Source organism: Chromohalobacter sp. 11-W, assembly GCF_029889905.1.
Taxonomy (GTDB): domain Bacteria; phylum Pseudomonadota; class Gammaproteobacteria; order Pseudomonadales; family Halomonadaceae; genus Chromohalobacter.
Genome location: NZ_JARANZ010000001.1, coordinates 351,127 through 366,422, shown reverse-complemented (window position 1 = coordinate 366,422; position 15,296 = coordinate 351,127). Strand labels below are relative to the sequence as shown.

10 protein-coding genes are annotated in these 15,296 nt (G+C 59.8%); 5 read left to right on the top strand and 5 right to left on the bottom strand.

Features of this window, described 5'->3' with window-relative positions; translation table 11 throughout:
* Positions 1–21: 21 nt before the first annotated feature.
* The gene (locus tag OP494_RS01615) at positions 22–1,830 is read right to left on the bottom strand and encodes an IlvD/Edd family dehydratase (RefSeq protein WP_280539001.1); all 1,809 of its coding nucleotides are present in this window, start codon (positions 1,828–1,830) and stop codon (positions 22–24) included.
* Between the two features lie 496 nt (positions 1,831–2,326).
* Here OP494_RS01615 and OP494_RS01610 point away from each other — a divergent pair, with 496 nt between their 5' ends.
* Both OP494_RS01610 and OP494_RS01605 read left to right on the top strand, forming a co-directional pair.
* Complete coding sequence (locus tag OP494_RS01610; RefSeq protein WP_280539000.1) at positions 2,327–3,733, top strand: MFS transporter; 1,407 nt, start codon at positions 2,327–2,329, stop codon at positions 3,731–3,733.
* A 34-nt stretch (positions 3,734–3,767) separates the two neighbouring features.
* Positions 3,768–5,339 (top strand): glycoside hydrolase family 43 protein, encoded by a 1,572-nt coding sequence (locus OP494_RS01605; protein ID WP_280538999.1) that lies wholly within the window; start codon positions 3,768–3,770, stop codon positions 5,337–5,339.
* 112 nt (positions 5,340–5,451) lie between these two features.
* Here OP494_RS01605 and OP494_RS01600 read toward each other — a convergent pair whose 3' ends face one another.
* A complete protein-coding gene (locus OP494_RS01600) occupies positions 5,452–7,197 on the bottom strand; it encodes an IlvD/Edd family dehydratase (RefSeq protein ID WP_280538997.1) in 1,746 nt (581 codons plus the stop codon).
* A gap of 369 nt (positions 7,198–7,566) precedes the next feature.
* On the opposite strand from OP494_RS01600, the gene OP494_RS01595 reads away from it, so the two are divergent.
* On the top strand, positions 7,567–8,736 hold the full coding sequence (locus tag OP494_RS01595; protein ID WP_280538996.1) for a fumarylacetoacetate hydrolase family protein: 1,170 nt from the start codon (positions 7,567–7,569) through the stop codon (positions 8,734–8,736).
* 207 nt (positions 8,737–8,943) lie between these two features.
* A complete protein-coding gene (locus tag OP494_RS01590) occupies positions 8,944–10,521 on the top strand; it encodes an aldehyde dehydrogenase (NADP(+)) (protein ID WP_280538994.1) in 1,578 nt (525 codons plus the stop codon).
* 143 nt (positions 10,522–10,664) lie between these two features.
* On the opposite strand, the gene OP494_RS01585 is transcribed toward OP494_RS01590, so the two are convergent.
* Positions 10,665–12,377 carry a DEAD/DEAH box helicase gene (locus OP494_RS01585; RefSeq protein WP_280538993.1) on the bottom strand — a complete coding sequence of 571 codons (1,713 nt, stop codon included), beginning with the start codon at positions 12,375–12,377 and terminating at the stop codon, positions 10,665–10,667.
* Between the two features lie 395 nt (positions 12,378–12,772).
* Here OP494_RS01585 and OP494_RS01580 point away from each other — a divergent pair, with 395 nt between their 5' ends.
* Positions 12,773–13,231 (top strand): YaiI/YqxD family protein, encoded by a 459-nt coding sequence (locus OP494_RS01580; protein WP_280538991.1) that lies wholly within the window; start codon positions 12,773–12,775, stop codon positions 13,229–13,231.
* A 9-nt stretch (positions 13,232–13,240) separates the two neighbouring features.
* On the opposite strand, the gene OP494_RS01575 is transcribed toward OP494_RS01580, so the two are convergent.
* Complete coding sequence (locus OP494_RS01575) at positions 13,241–14,242, bottom strand: glutathione S-transferase family protein (protein WP_280538990.1); 1,002 nt, start codon at positions 14,240–14,242, stop codon at positions 13,241–13,243.
* Positions 14,243–14,357: 115 nt separating this feature from the next.
* On the bottom strand, positions 14,358–15,272 hold the full coding sequence (locus tag OP494_RS01570; RefSeq protein ID WP_280538988.1) for a LysR family transcriptional regulator: 915 nt from the start codon (positions 15,270–15,272) through the stop codon (positions 14,358–14,360).
* Positions 15,273–15,296: the final 24 nt, after the last annotated feature.

The window sequence follows — 15,296 nt, the reverse complement described above, 5'->3', positions numbered from 1 at the left end:
TGAGTACCTGGTAATGAATACTCAGTGATTGTCGCGAGGCGGGCTCTGGCGGGCGACATCGCGATACTTGGTGGCGGGGCCCAGCGTCATGCCGCGATCGAGCTGCTCGACCATGCCGCGCTGAATCTCCTGCCAGGGCGTCTGATCCACCGGGTAGATGTAACCGCCGCGTGATTCCAGCGCCGCGCGACGTTTCGCCAACTCGGCGTCATCGACCAGCAGATTGGCTTCGCCACGCTTGAGATCGATACGAATCCGGTCACCCGTTTCCAGCAGAGCCAAGCCGCCACCCACCGCCGCTTCGGGGGCCGCGTTGAGGATCGAGGGCGAGCCCGAGGTCCCCGACTGACGACCGTCGCCGATGCATGGCAGCGATTCGATGCCTTGACGGATCAGCGCCTCCGGCGGCTGCATGTTGACGACCTCTGCGCTCCCCGGATGGCCGATCGGGCCGGCCCCGCGCATGATCAGGATGGTATTCGCGTCGATCTCGAGCGACGGATCGTCGATGCGCGCATGATAATCCTCGGAGCCGTCGAATACCGCCACCTTGCCTTCAAAGGCATCCAGATCATCGGCCTGACTCAGGAAACGCTGCCGGAAGTCGCTGGCGATCACGCTGGTCTTCATCAACGCCGAATCGAACAGATTGCCCTTGAGGTTGATGAAGCCGGCCTCTTCCACCAGCGGATTGTCGTAGCGGCGAATGATATCGTCGTCCAGGGTTTCACGCCCGTCCGTATTCTCCGCCAATGTCTTGCCGTTGACCGTCGGCACATCGCCATGCAGACGTCCGGCCTTGATCAGTTCGCTGAGCACCGCGGGCACGCCACCGGCCCGGTGGAACTCCTCGGAAAGATAGATCCCCGCCGGCATCACGTTGGCAAGTAGCGGAATTTCGTGCCCGAGGCGCTGCCAGTCGTCGTTGGTCAGCTCGATCCCCGCGTGGCGGGCGATGGCATTGATATGCACCGGCGCATTGGAGGAACCGCCCAGCGCAGAACACACCACGATGGCATTTTCGCAGGCCTCGCGGGTGATGATATCCAGCGGACGCAGGTCTTCCCACACCATGTCGACGATGCGCGTCCCGGTCTGGTAGGCAACCATCGAGCGCTCCTTGTAGGGCGCCGGGATCATCGCCGAGCCGGGCAGACTCATGCCCAACGCCTCGGCCATGGAATTCATCGTCGAGGCGGTGCCCATGGTGTTGCAGTGGCCCACGGAAGGCGCCGAATCGGTGGCGCGGGACAGAAATTCCTCGTAGCCGATATCCCCCGCCGCAAGACGCTTGCGCAGTTCCCAGATGATGGTGCCCGAGCCCACGCGTTCCTGAGTGCCGCGCCAGCCATTGAGCATCGGCCCGCCGGAGAGCACGATCGCCGGAATGTTGACCGTCGCCGCCGCCATCAGGCAGGCGGGCGTGGTCTTGTCACAGCCGGTGGTCAGCACCACGCCGTCTAACGGATAACCATGCAGGACTTCCACCAGGCCCAGGTATGCCAGGTTGCGATCCAGCGCTGCCGTCGGCCGGCGCACGTTTTCATGGATGGGATGCAGGGGAAACTCGAACGGCACACCCCCAGCGGCGCGGATGCCATCCTTGACGCGTTTTACCAGGTCGATGTGGTGACGATTGCAAGGCGTCAAGTCGGAGCCCGACTGCGCGATGCCGATGATCGGCTTGCCGCTCTTGAGTTCTTCCAGCGTCAGGCCGTAGTTCATGTAGCGCTCGATGCATAGCGCCGTGGTCCCCGGATGCTCGGGATTGTCGAACCACCAGCGCGAACGCAGTTGATCGGGGGTCATGCGGCGATTGTCGGCGGACATCAGGTTATCTCCTCTCGAAAGAACAATCGGCTCCAGTGTAAGTCAAACATATTACGAGTATGTTCAACATACTCCGATAGGTGTAGAGACTCTGCTTCCTTGCGCCGAGCAACGCCGCAACGCCGCAACGCCGCAACGCAAGAAGGCGACCCATTAGGCCGCCTCCAGGGCAACGTTGATATCCAAGGTATCAGCCATGAGCTCCCCAAAAGCTCAAACCCTTGGTTAAAAGAATTTTTTACCCTTCCAGCTTGACGAGGCGAACAAGCATTACTCATACCGCACGGTATGCCTGATCCATAAACGGATAATGGGGGTTATGACCAACGTATAATGGCAATCTCTTTATTAATCAACAAACATCTACTTAGTTAAAAGTAAAAACTAATGGCTTCCATCACTCCCACAATGGATATGCAAGTAGTCGTTCGGCATGACGCCATTACGTCTTCAGGTAACTTGAGGTCAGCCCCCTCTCATGACAACGAGGTCCACCATGACGGCAAGTTCACAGACTTCAACAGCTCCTGGCGAGCACGCAACGTATACTGCTTCTCTGGCCCCACCAGTCGAGAAGATCGGCCTTCTCGAGAAGATCGGCTATGGTTGTGGCGACTTGGCAAGCAATTTCATCTGGCAAGCGATGAGCATCTTTATCGTGTATTACTACACGGATGTCATCGGCGTCGCCGCCGGAGTTATCGGATCGATCATGCTGTTTTCACGCGTGTTTGACGGCGTCTCGGATATTGCCATGGGTTACGTCATCGACAAGACGCGTTCCCGGCACGGCAAGGCAAGGCCCTGGCTGTTGTGGCTGGCAGTGCCCTTCGCGCTTTCAGCAGTATTGCTCTTTGCCGTGCCCGATGTTTCTCCCTTTTGGCAAGTCGTTTACATTGCCGTGACCTACAATGTGGTCTGCCTCGTCTATACGGGACTCAACGTCCCTTACGGGACGATGAATTCGCTTATAACTCAAGACCAGTATCAACGCTCTTTGTTGAACATCTTCCGAATGAGCCTAGCCCTCATAGGTGTCTTGTTGGTCAGCAACCTAACACTCCCTGTCGCGACACTGCTCGGCGGCGAGCAATTCGGCTGGGTCGTGACTTTCATGATTTTCGGTTCGGTCGGTACTGTACTGTTCATCTTCACCTTCAAGACGACACGAGAACGCGTCAAGCCCGCCATCCACAACCAACGAGACTCGACCGTTTCACTCAAAGAAAGCCTGCTGACACTGTGCAAAAACAGGTATTGGGCTCTGGCAACATCGTTCATCCTGATGACCTATATATTTAACGCGCTCAACTCTGGTGCCGTGGTCTATTACGCAGAATATATCCTGGACGATACCTGGATGGTAGGAATCGTCACCACTGCTTATATCGCCTTCATCCTCGTGGGAATGGTCTGCGTGGCCCCGATCACCAAGCGATTCGGCAAGCGCAATGCGATTATTGTCGGCGAATTGATCACCATTTTCGGCTATCTCGTGATGTTGATCGACCTCAGCAACGTGACACTGCTCATCGCCGGAACCATCATCCGAGGCATCGGCAAGGCACCGATCAATGGCAGCATGTTTGCCATCCTGGGCGACACTATCGAGTACGGCGAATGGAAGACCGGTGTCCGTAACGAAGGCATGGTCTATAGCGGCGGCAGTATGGGTATCAAAATGGGCAGCGGGCTAGGTACGGCGCTCATCGGTTGGATACTCGCCTTCGGTGGCTATATCGGCGGGGGTAGCGAACAAAGCGCAGCCGCCTTGCTATCGATCCAGACTCTGTTCATTTATCTGCCACTCGCGCTTTGCGTGCTTCTTATAGTACTCATGCTTTTTTACGATCTCGATAAACGCTATCCGAGCATCATCGAGGATCTCAAGGCAAGAGCTTGAGTTCACACCGCTTGGCAACAAGGAAGCCGATCATATGGCGATCATTACCAATCCCGTCTTGCCTGGGTATCATCCGGATCCCTCGATGCTACGAGTAGGCGACGACTATTATATCGCGGTATCCACGTTCGAGTGGTTTCCCGGCGTGCAAATCCACCATTCCAGAGATCTGGTGCATTGGCGGTTGCTCACGTATCCGCTGACGCGCACTTCTCAGCTCGACATGGTTGGCAACATCGACTCGGGCGGTGTCTGGGCACCTTGCTTGAGTCACGCTAATGGCCTGTTCTATCTAGTCTATACCGACGTCAAAAGCCGAAAAGGAGCATTTAAGGATACCCATAACTATCTCGTTACCGCCGAAAATATCGAAGGCCCTTGGTCCGATCCCATCTACCTGAATAGTAGCGGCTTCGATCCCTCCCTATTCCATGATGACGATGGATCGAGCTGGCTTTTGAACATGATTTGGGATTTCCGCAAGGGGCACAACTCTTTTGCTGGCATCGCACTCCAACGTTACGACCCAGCCACCTGTTCTCTAACCGGCCCCATAAGCAACATCTTTAAAGGTACTCGCCTCGGCGTGACAGAAGCGCCTCACCTCTACAAACGCAACGGTAATTATTATCTGATCACGGCCGAAGGGGGTACTGGCTATACCCATGCCGTCACAGTGGCACGCGCTTCCTCCTTGCTAGGCCCCTACGAAGTCGATCCCGAGAACCCTGTACTTACCTCCGATCAAGGTCAGCGAGATCAATTGCAAAAGGCAGGTCATGCCAGTCTCGTCGAGACACAAAACGGAGAATGGTATATGGCCCATCTATGCGCTCGCCCGGTCGTGGAAGACAAATGCATTCTCGGACGCGAAACGGCCATTCAAAAATGTCACTGGACCCAGGACGGATGGCTACGTGTCATGGATGGCCCTCACCCCAGTATCAACGTAGAGGCACCGAAGCTACCGCCCCACCCCATGCCGACGGAAAACAACCTGGACGAATTCTCTTCTCCCGAGCTGAAGGGCTACTGGGATTCACTACGGCGAGCCTTCAGCGAGGACTGGATATCGCTCTCCGAGCGTCCTGGTTTTTTGCGTCTCAAAGGGGGCGAATCGATGCAGTCGACGCATCGCCAAAGCCTGCTGGCAAGGCGACTGACGGACTTTCATGTCGAGGTCGAAACCCTGCTCGAGTATTCGCCAGAAAATTTCCAACAAATGGCAGGGCTGATCATCTATTACGATACAACCGATTATGCCTACTTGTGTGTCACGCATCATGAGGCACGAGGAAAGTGCCTCGGTATCACCGAATCCCGCCATGGGGAATACGATGAGCTGCTGAGGGAGAGAGTCGCACTCCCGGAAGGCCCGATTCGCTTGATGGCAACGATCCACAAGGAACGGCTACAGTTCCACGTTGCGTCAGGTGATGAGGCGTGGCGCACCATCGGAGATGTGATCGATCTCCGCCATCTTTCCGATGATGCTGCCGATTACATACGTTTCACCGGCACTTTCGTGGGGCTCTGTGCACAGGATCTAGGTGGCCGGCGCCGAGCCGCCGACTTCTCCTACTTTGACTATCGCCCTCTGCCATAAACGCGACATCTTCCAACAGGCGTAGATGCCTCGTCACGCCCCTATCTTCTTGCCCCATGCGCAAAGAGGGCGACCAATCGGCCGCCCTCTTGCTCTGTCCGCGTCACTCAGCTCAGTGCGAGTGCCGCGGTACCTCTGCACCACGACAGCCGACCAGGAAGTCGAAGTCGCAGCCTTGATCTGCCTGGAGCACGTGTTCGATGTAGAGCTGGCGGTATCCGCCGGTACTGGCGATGCGCGTCGACTCGGCGGTGGGGTCGGCCTCGGCCAGGCGTGCGGCAAGCTCGGCATCGTCGACCTCTAGATGCAACGTGCCGGCATAGGCATCGAGGGCGATCAAGTCACCATTCCGGACTGCCGCGAGCGGCCCGCCGGCAGCGGCTTCCGGCGCTACGTGGAGAACCACGGTACCGTAGGCGGTGCCGCTCATGCGCGCATCGGAAATGCGCACCATGTCGGTGATGCCCTGCTCGAGCAGCTTGGACGGCAGCCCCATGTTGCCGACCTCTGCCATGCCGTGATAACCGCGCGGCCCGCAGTTTTTCATCACCAGAATATCGTCGGCGGTGACATCGAGATCGGGATCGTTGATGCGCGCCTTATAGTCATCGAAATTCTCGAAAACCACGGCACGGCCACGGTGCGTCATCAACTCGGGCGTCGCCGCAGAGGGCTTGAGGACGGCGCCATTAGGCGCGAGATTACCGCGCATCACGCACATGCCGCCGTCCTCGCGCAATGGCGTGTCGAGGGGGCGAATCACGGCGTCGTTGTAAAGCGGCGCATCCTCCACGTTCTCCCACAATGTCTTGCCGTTGATGGTCAAGGCATCCTTGTGCGGCAGCCGGTCGGCCTCGCCAAGGCGCCGCAATACGGCTGGCAAGCCGCCTGCATAGTAGAACTCTTCCATCAGGTAGCGCCCCGAGGGCTGCAGATCGACGATGGTCGGCGTACCGCGACCGATACGCGTCCAGTCGTCCAGCGTCAGGTCGACCCCGATGCGTCCGGCGATGGCTTGCAAGTGAATGACCGCATTGGTCGAACCGCCGATGGCTGCGTTGGTGCGAATAGCGTTCTCGAAGGCTTGCTTGGTCAGCACCTTGGAGAGTTTGAGATCCTCGTGGACCATCTCGACGATACGATTGCCAGACAGGTGGGCCAACACATAGCGGCGCGAATCGACCGCCGGAATCGCCGCATTGTGGGGTAATGAGGTTCCCAGCGATTCGGCCATGCAGGCCATGGTCGAGGCGGTACCCATGGTGTTGCAGGTACCGGCAGAGCGCGACATGCCCGCCTCGGCGGCCATGAAATCGTGCAGCGAGATCTTGCCGGCTTTCACTTCCTCGGAGAGCTTCCACACCACGGTGCCAGAACCAATGTCCTTGCCCTCGTGCTTGCCGTTGAGCATCGGGCCGCCGGTGACCACGAGAGTGGGAATATCGCAGCTCGCCGCGCCCATCAAAAGCGCCGGCGTGGTCTTGTCGCAGCCCACCAGCAGAATCACGGCATCGAGCGGATTGCCGCGAATCGCCTCCTCGACATCCATGCTCGCCAAGTTGCGGGTGAACATCGCGGTGGGTCGCAGGTTGGACTCACCGTTGGAGAACACCGGAAACTCGACCGGGTAACCGCCAGCCTCGAGCACCCCTTTCTTGACGTGTTCGGCGAGCTTGCGGAAATGAGCGTTGCAGGGAGTGAGCTCCGACCAGGTATTACAGATGCCGATGATCGGCTTACCCTGGAATTCATGGTCGGGAATGCCCTGGTTCTTCATCCAGCTGCGATACATGAAGCCGTTCTTGTCGGCAGTGCCGAACCACTCGGCACTGCGCAGTCGGCGGGGGGACTGGCTCATCAGGGGCTCCTTCTCGTGGCATTCGCATTAGCGTTGCCAACACCATAAACGCCCCTTTCAATAACCGAATAATGTCAAAAAAGACCTTCTTTGATGTAAAAAAAAATATCAAAAATAATATCGCGCTTTTTCCACCCTCTTCAGGAACAGGCATCGAGACTTAGGTGCAATGCCAAAAAGTGGCGTCAGAATACTGATTAAAAAGATTTTTTCTCTCACGAACGTGGAGATGGGAGCGTCGATCACCCCCCATGCCCGCAGCCCCGGCATCAGGGGTAGGTTGCAATGGGTATACCAAAGTCTATGTTGAACATGTAAGCACTATGTTCAACATTTACCGCCTGATGCGACGAATCCAAGGGCGCTCCCATGAATGAATTTCACCCGTTTCTCCCCCAGGATGCCGGCAACGATAGCTTGATCGGCCGCGTATGGGACCCCGATGCGCAAGGTCCCCGCCTGGTCACCGTACGTGACGGCATGCTGCACGATATCAGCGCGCTGGCTCCCACGTTCAGCGCCCTGCTGGAGTTCGACGATCTACCAACACGCATCGCCCAAGCGCCGGATGCTCCTCTCCTCACGGTCAGCGATTGCCTGGAGGCCTCGCTCGATGCCGAGGGCGACCCCGCTACCTGGCACCTTCTGGCGCCCTGCGACCTTCAGGCAATAAAGGCCTGCGGGGTAACGTTCGCGTCATCGATGTTGGAGCGGGTGATCGAGGAGCAAGCGCGTGGCGATAGTCAGAAAGCCGCGACATTGCGCGAGACCGTCACCTCGCTGATCGGCGACGACCTTTCCCGGCTGACGCCGGGCTCCGCCGAGGCCGAGGCCCTCAAGGCCAAGCTGGTAGAGCTCGACGTCTGGTCGCAATACCTGGAAGTCGGCATCGGCCCCGATGCCGAAGTGTTCACCAAATCGCAACCCATGTCGGCGGTAGGCCTAGGGCACCGTGTCGGTATTCATCCGGCCTCGAAGTGGAACAACCCCGAACCCGAGGTCGTGCTGGCGGTGGACTCGCGCGGCCAAGTACGTGGCGCCACGCTCGGCAACGATGTCAACCTACGCGATGTCGAAGGACGGAGTGCTCTGTTGCTGGGCAAGGCCAAGGATAACAACGCCTCCTGCGCCATCGGCCCCTTCGTGCGCCTGTTCAATGACGACTTCGACATCGACAGTGTCCGCGCCCTGGAAGTCACCCTGGATGTCCGCGGCGAGGATGGTTTTCACCTAGATGCGGTGAGCTCGATGAATCAAATCAGTCGCGACCCGCTCGATCTCGTCGACCAAACACTGGGGGCGCATCACCAGTACCCGGACGGCTTCATGCTGTTCCTGGGAACCTTATTCGCCCCGACCCAGGACCGTGATACCCAAGGTAGTGGCTTCACTCACCACCTCGAAGATGTGGTGACCATCGCCACGCCCACACTCGGGGCGCTGGTCAATCGCGTCGACACCAGCGACCGCATTCGGCCCTGGCAGTTCGGTAGCGGCGCTCTGCTGAATTATCTCGTACGACAGCGTCCCGGCGCTTGACGGTCGGCTTTTCAACACCAACATGGCCTGCCACTGAAGATTTGCGCCTGGCCATGACATCCACTCAAAACAGTACTCTCGATGACATGGGAGGCGCACGCGACGCCACGGGGTCACGCCGCAACATCGGTGCGACTTAACGCCCCTTGACTCTAGCGCTCAGCGTCGCCATGTCTCATATATGCCCATCAATGCCAGGAGGCAAGCATGATATTGGAAGGCAAACAGATTATCGGACAAGACATCGCAGCCGGCCCCGGCACTAGCTTCCAGGCGGTTGACCCCGCCAATGGCGAGACTCTGCCACCCGAGTTCCCCAGTGCCGATAGCAAGCAGGTCGAGCGCGCCTGCCAGCTCGCCTGGGAGGCCTTCGATGCGTATCGGGAAACCTCTCTGGAGGAACGGGCCAAGTTTCTGGAAACCATCGCCGAGGAAATCGAACACTTGGGCGGTGGCCTGATCGAACGTGCCATGAGCGAAAGTGGCCTGCCGGTCGCACGTCTGGAAGGTGAGCGTGGACGTACCTGCAACCAGCTACGCCTTTTTGCGGGTGTCGTCCGTGCTGGTGAATGGCTCGATGTCCGTGTCGACCCGGCGCTGCCGGAACGCACTCCCATGCCGCGCCCTGACCTTCGTCAGCGCCATATTCCTCTGGGGCCGGTCGCGGTCTTCGGCGCCAGCAACTTCCCGCTAGCCTTCTCCGTGGCCGGCGGTGACACCGCTTCCGCATTGGCATCGGGCTGCCCGGTGATCGTCAAGGCGCACTCGGCGCACCCCGGCACCTCCGAGCTAGTGGCACGCGCCATCCAAAGCGCCGCCAAGAAGTGCAACATGCCTGAAGGCGTGTTCTCCATGCTCTTCGATGCCGGTTACGAAGTAGGCACCTCGCTGGTCAAACACCCCAACATCAAGGCAGTCGGTTTCACCGGCTCGCGCAAGGGTGGCCTGGCGCTGCAACAAGCCGCGCAATCGCGCCCCGAGCCGATTCCGGTCTACGCCGAGATGAGCAGCATCAACCCCGTATTCTTGATGCCCAAAGCGCTTGAAGCGCGCGGTACCGATCTCGCCCAAGCCTTCGTCGGATCTCTTTCCATGGGCGCAGGCCAGTTCTGCACTAACCCGGGCCTGGTGATCGGTCTCAAGAGCCCGGCACTGGATAGCTTCATCGAAGAAGCCGGCAAGGCACTCAAGGAAACGCCGGCAAATACCATGCTGACGCCCGGAATCCATTCGGCCTACGAGCAGAGCGTCGCCAAGCTGGCGGGCAATGCCAAGGTGAACGAAGTGGGCCGCGGCCTGACCGGCGAAGGTGAGAACCAGTGCCAGGCCGGCCTCTTCACCACGCAAGGCGCCGATGTGCTGGCCGATGAATCGCTGCAGGAAGAAGTCTTCGGCGCCACTTCTCTGATCGTGATCTGTAGCGACATGGACGAGATGAAGCGCGTGGCCGAAGCACTGGAAGGCCAACTGACCGCCACCCTGCAGATGGACGAAGGTGATACCGACGCCGTCGCACGCCTGCTGCCCACGCTGGAACGCAAGGCGGGTCGCATCATGGCCAACGGCTGGCCGACCGGTGTCGAGGTCTCTCATACCATGGTCCACGGTGGTCCCTTCCCGGCCACGACCGATTCACGCACCACCTCCGTAGGCAGCGCCGCGATCTTCCGCTTCCTGCGTCCGGTGTGCTATCAGAACCTGTCCGATTCGCTGCTTCCCGAGGCCCTCAAGGAAGCGAACGGCCTCGGCCTGAAGCGTCTCGTCGACGGCAAGCGCGAGGGATAAACGTTCCCTCCTGATGTGCCTGAGTCCTTCGCGATGAGGGCCATCAGCAACGCAAAACGCCCCATGGCAGTAACATTGCCATGGGGCGTTTTTCATGGCCGCTCGTCAGGTGACGAGCGGCGCGCGAGCCGTTAGCGGCTAGATCACGCTTGCGAGCGATTCCGCTGGGGAGCGTCTCCGTTTTCACGTTGACGCCGCGGGGCACGCTCCTGGTCACCGCCACGATCCTCGGCAATCTCCAGCGGACGACCGGCGACACGCGCTTGGCCGATGCGCGACAGCACAGCGGTCGGCAGCGTACTCGGCAATTCGACCACAGAGAAGGCATTGCGGATGTCGATACGACCGATCTTGCCACCGTCGATGCCGCCTTCATTGGCCAATGCACCTACCAATTGGCCGGGCTTGACGCCATCCTTATGACCTACCGACACGCGGTAACGCGTCATGCCAGCGCTCGGGCCACGATCACGACGATTGGGTTTTTCGTCGCGACCACCCCCCTGGCGGGCGGGACGACGCTCGCCCGGCTTCGGCAAGCGACCGATGGGGGCCTCGCCGGAACGCGCCATGCTGGCCATGGCACAAGCCAGGTCCACGGGATCATAACCGTCGTCGGCCAAGCCTTCGATCAGCTCACGCTGATAGTCGCTGCCTTGCTCCAGCGTCTTCAGCACACGCTCACGGAACAGCTTGTCGCGATGGGCACGGATGACAGACTCATCGGGCAGCTCGACTTCCTGCATCGGCTGACCGGTCACACGCTCCATATCACGTACGCGGCGCTGCTCGCGGCCACCGGCGAAGGTAATCGCCACGCCCTTGCGTCCAGCGCGCCCCGTCCGCCCGATGCGGTGGGTATACGCCTCGCCGTCTTGCGGCAGGTCGTAGTTGAAAACGTGCGTGATACGCGGCACGTCGAGACCGCGCGCGGCAACGTCGGTGGCGATGAGGACATCGACCTTGCCACGCTTGAGGCGATCGACGGTCCGCTCGCGCAGACTTTGATCCAGGTCGCCGGACAGCGCCGCCGCGTTCACGCCACGCGCCAACAATTGCTCGACCAGCGTGGTGCAGGCGGCACGTGTGCGCACGAAAGCGATGGCGGCGTCCACCGGCTCGACCTCGAGCAAGCGCGATAACGCCTCCAGCTTGGCGCCACCTTCGATACGCACCAAGCGCTGCTCGATGCCTTCGGCCGTCTTGGTCTTGGTTTCGATCATGATCCTGAGCGGATCGACCAGGTAATGATCGACGATGCGCGAGATTTCATTGGGCAAGGTCGCGGAGAAAAATACGCGCTGCGCCTCTTTCGGCGTGTCGGAGACCACACGCTTGACGTCATCGATGAAGCCCATGCGCAGCATTTCGTCGGCCTCGTCGAGTACCAACGCATTGAGGCCGTCGAGTTTGAGGCTGCCACGGTTGAGGTGGTCGATCACGCGTCCCGGCGTGCCCACGATAACCTGGGCGCCACGGCGCAACCCACTGAGCTGTTCGCGATACTCTTGGCCACCACACAGGCTGAGAACCTCAAGCCCCTTGAGGTCACGGCCGTACTGGACGAAAGAAGCGGCAACCTGCTGTGCCAGCTCACGCGTCGGCGCAAGCACCAGCACTTGCGGCTCGCGACGCTTGAGGTCCAGACGCGACAACAGCGGCAAGGCAAAGGCAGCGGTCTTGCCCGTACCGGTCTGGGCCTGGCCCAGCACATCGCGCCCTTCAAGCAGCGCGGGAATGGTTTTAGACTGAATCAGTGAGGGCGTCTCATATCCCAATGATTCGAGCGTAGAAAGAAGAACAGACGGCAGCGAAAGCTCGGCGAAAGTCGGCGAGGCAGCGGGAGTCGTGGTCATGTCACACCTTGGATAGCCGGAGCGAACCGGCGGAAAAATTCAAGGCGCCTTCATTGCCCATCGGCCGCTCGGCCTGGGGCATCGAAACAAAAGGCGCCGGTCGCAGCACCTGCGTCCTGCCGCATACGCGGCAGCTGTGGCGACCTTACGCGTCGTGGCGCGCCATCGATGCGGCAAGCGCTCTCACGGCCGGCTCGAAGCGAGCGGGCAATGCGCCTTGCGCAGAAACGTCCTTTAGGCTCTATCCACGTTGGGTGGAAGGCACATCGCACAGGGACGAATACAGGATGGAGGGGTCAACACATGCGAGGAGGTGGCATACTACCATCGACCAATGGCTTTGCCCAATCTTATTCGTTCATCAAGCCCTATTAGCTTATCGAGGGAGTCTCCCCATGCCGACGTTGTGGATCGACGCCGACGCGTGTCCGCGTCATGCCCGCGAAGTCATCGTACGTGCCGCCGAGCGCACTCAAACGCCGACACGCTTCGTCGCCAATCACCGCCTGCCCTTGCCGCCCTCGGCCTGGGTCAGCGCGCTGGCCGTTCCCGGTGGCTTCGATGCCGCCGACGACGCCATCGTCGACCGAGTGTCGCCGGGCGACCTCGTTGTTACCGCCGACTTGCCTCTGGCGGAGGCCGCATTGGCGCGCGAGGCCGAGGTCATCACCAATCGTGGCGAAACGCTGACCCGCGACAGTATTCGCGCCCAGGTACAGATGCGTGACTTCATGGAAACCCTACGCGCCAGCGGCGAGCATACCGGTGGCCCCAAACCTTATGGCGACGTCGAACGACGCACCTTCGCCAATGCGCTCGATCGCTGGCTGACACGCGCCCAACAGCGACGTTGATACATCGATCTAAGCGCCACGAATCCCCTTGCCCGGCAACCGCTCGCGGTCATGGGGACGCTCCAGCGTCAGTACCGGCCCCTTGGGGACGATGCGCGTGGGGTTGATGGTGTCGTGGCTATAATAGTAATGGCGCTTGATGTGATCGAAATTCACCGTCTCGGCAATGCCTGGCCATTGATAGAGCTCGCGCAGATAATTCGACAAATTGGGATAATCTTCGATACGCCGGAGATTGCACTTGAAGTGTCCGTGATAGACGGCGTCGAAGCGGATCAACGTGGTGAATAGCCGAATGTCCGCCTCGGTCAGCCACTCACCGGCAAGATAACGCTGCGTGGCGAGCCGTGACTCGAGCCGCTCGAGTGCCTCGAACAACGCCTTGACGTGTTTCTCGTAGACCGCCTGCTGCGTGGCGAAGCCAGCCTTGTAAACACCATTGTTGATGTGATCATAAACATCGGCGTTGACGGCATCGATGGTCTCGCGGAGATCCTCTGGATAAAGATCCAGCCGGTTACCGGTCAAATCATCGAATGCCCCACCCAGCATGCGTACCAAGTCGGCGGACTCATTGTTGATGATACGTTTCTCACGCTTGTCCCACAGCGCCGGCACCGTTACGCGCCCGGTATAATGCGCATCGGTCAGCGTATAAAGCTGGTGGTGGTAGTCGACGCCATTGAGCGGATCGCCACTCGAGCCCTCGTCGATGGCGTAGGACCAGCCCTGCTCCAGCATCAGCGGACTGGTATGTGATACACCGACCAAGTCCTCGAGCCCCTTGAGCTTGCGCATGATCAGGGTGCGATGCGCCCACGGGCACGCCAGCGACACATACAGATGGAAGCGCCCCGCCTCGGCCGCGATACCCGGCTGGCCTTGCGGTCCCGGCGCACCGTCCGGCGTCACCCAGTCACGCAACTGGGCGGACTCGCGAACGAACTCACCACCGTGCTTCTTGGTGTCATACCACTGGTCGTGCCAACGTCCTTCGATCAACAGTCCCATATCTTTACTCCTACACCGATCCTGACGCTTATTGAGCGGATGGCCGGCGCTTGGCCATCCTCGATGCCGCTCAGCATAGAACGATTGATTCGATGCTCAAGCGCATTAAAGCGCCCTAATCATTCGTTTCTATCGAATGTTCATCACAGCAATCGGTCACGGCTTCGTGCAGGGCCGCCGCCAACGCCCGCGTGGCGGGCCCGGCGCGGTCCCGGTCGCGAAAGATTAACTGCATCGGCGTTTCGCGACGCCCCCCGAGCGCCAGAGGCAAGGGGACAAGCGCCCCCATGCGCAATGCCTCGCGAATGCGGGTCGTCGGCATCCAGGCGAACCCCAACCCACGGCACAGCATGTCGAACGACGTCACCAGGTGACTCAGGGTCCAGCGCTGCTCAGCCTTGAGCCACCCGGCATCCATCGACTGATGTAGCGCCGAATCTCGCACCACCAATTGACGATGCTGCTCCAGATCGCGCAGGTCGAGTTCACGTCCCAGATGCTGCAGGGGATGCTCGGGATGCGAGACAGCCAAAAACTCCACGTTGACCAATGGCTCGCCCAGAAAACCCTGGGCGGCGATGCCGGACACCACCAGGTCGGCTCGTCCATCGTAGAGCATCTCGACACCGCCATTGAGCACGGTTTCATGCAGTTGCACGCGAACATGGGGATAGTGGCGCGAGACACTGTCCAACGCATGCGCCAAGGCATCCGTCGGAAAGATCTGATCGACGGCGATCACCACCTCGGCTTCGAGCCCCTCGCCCAAGCGCCCGGCGACATCTTCCAGGGCCTCGGCGCTTTCCAGCAATTGCCGGGCACGACGTAGCAACATGTCGCCCGCCTCGGTCAATCGCACCTGGCGCCCCACGGGTTCCAGCACCTGGACGCCTAACTGCTCTTCAAGCTTGTGCACCGCGTGATTGAGCGTGGAAGGACTCTTGTGCACGGCTTCGGCGGCACGTGCGAAACCGCCATGATCGACCACGGCGGCGAGCATTCGCCATTGCGCTAACGTGACATTGACCATTCGATTATCCCGAAGGTTAGGAGC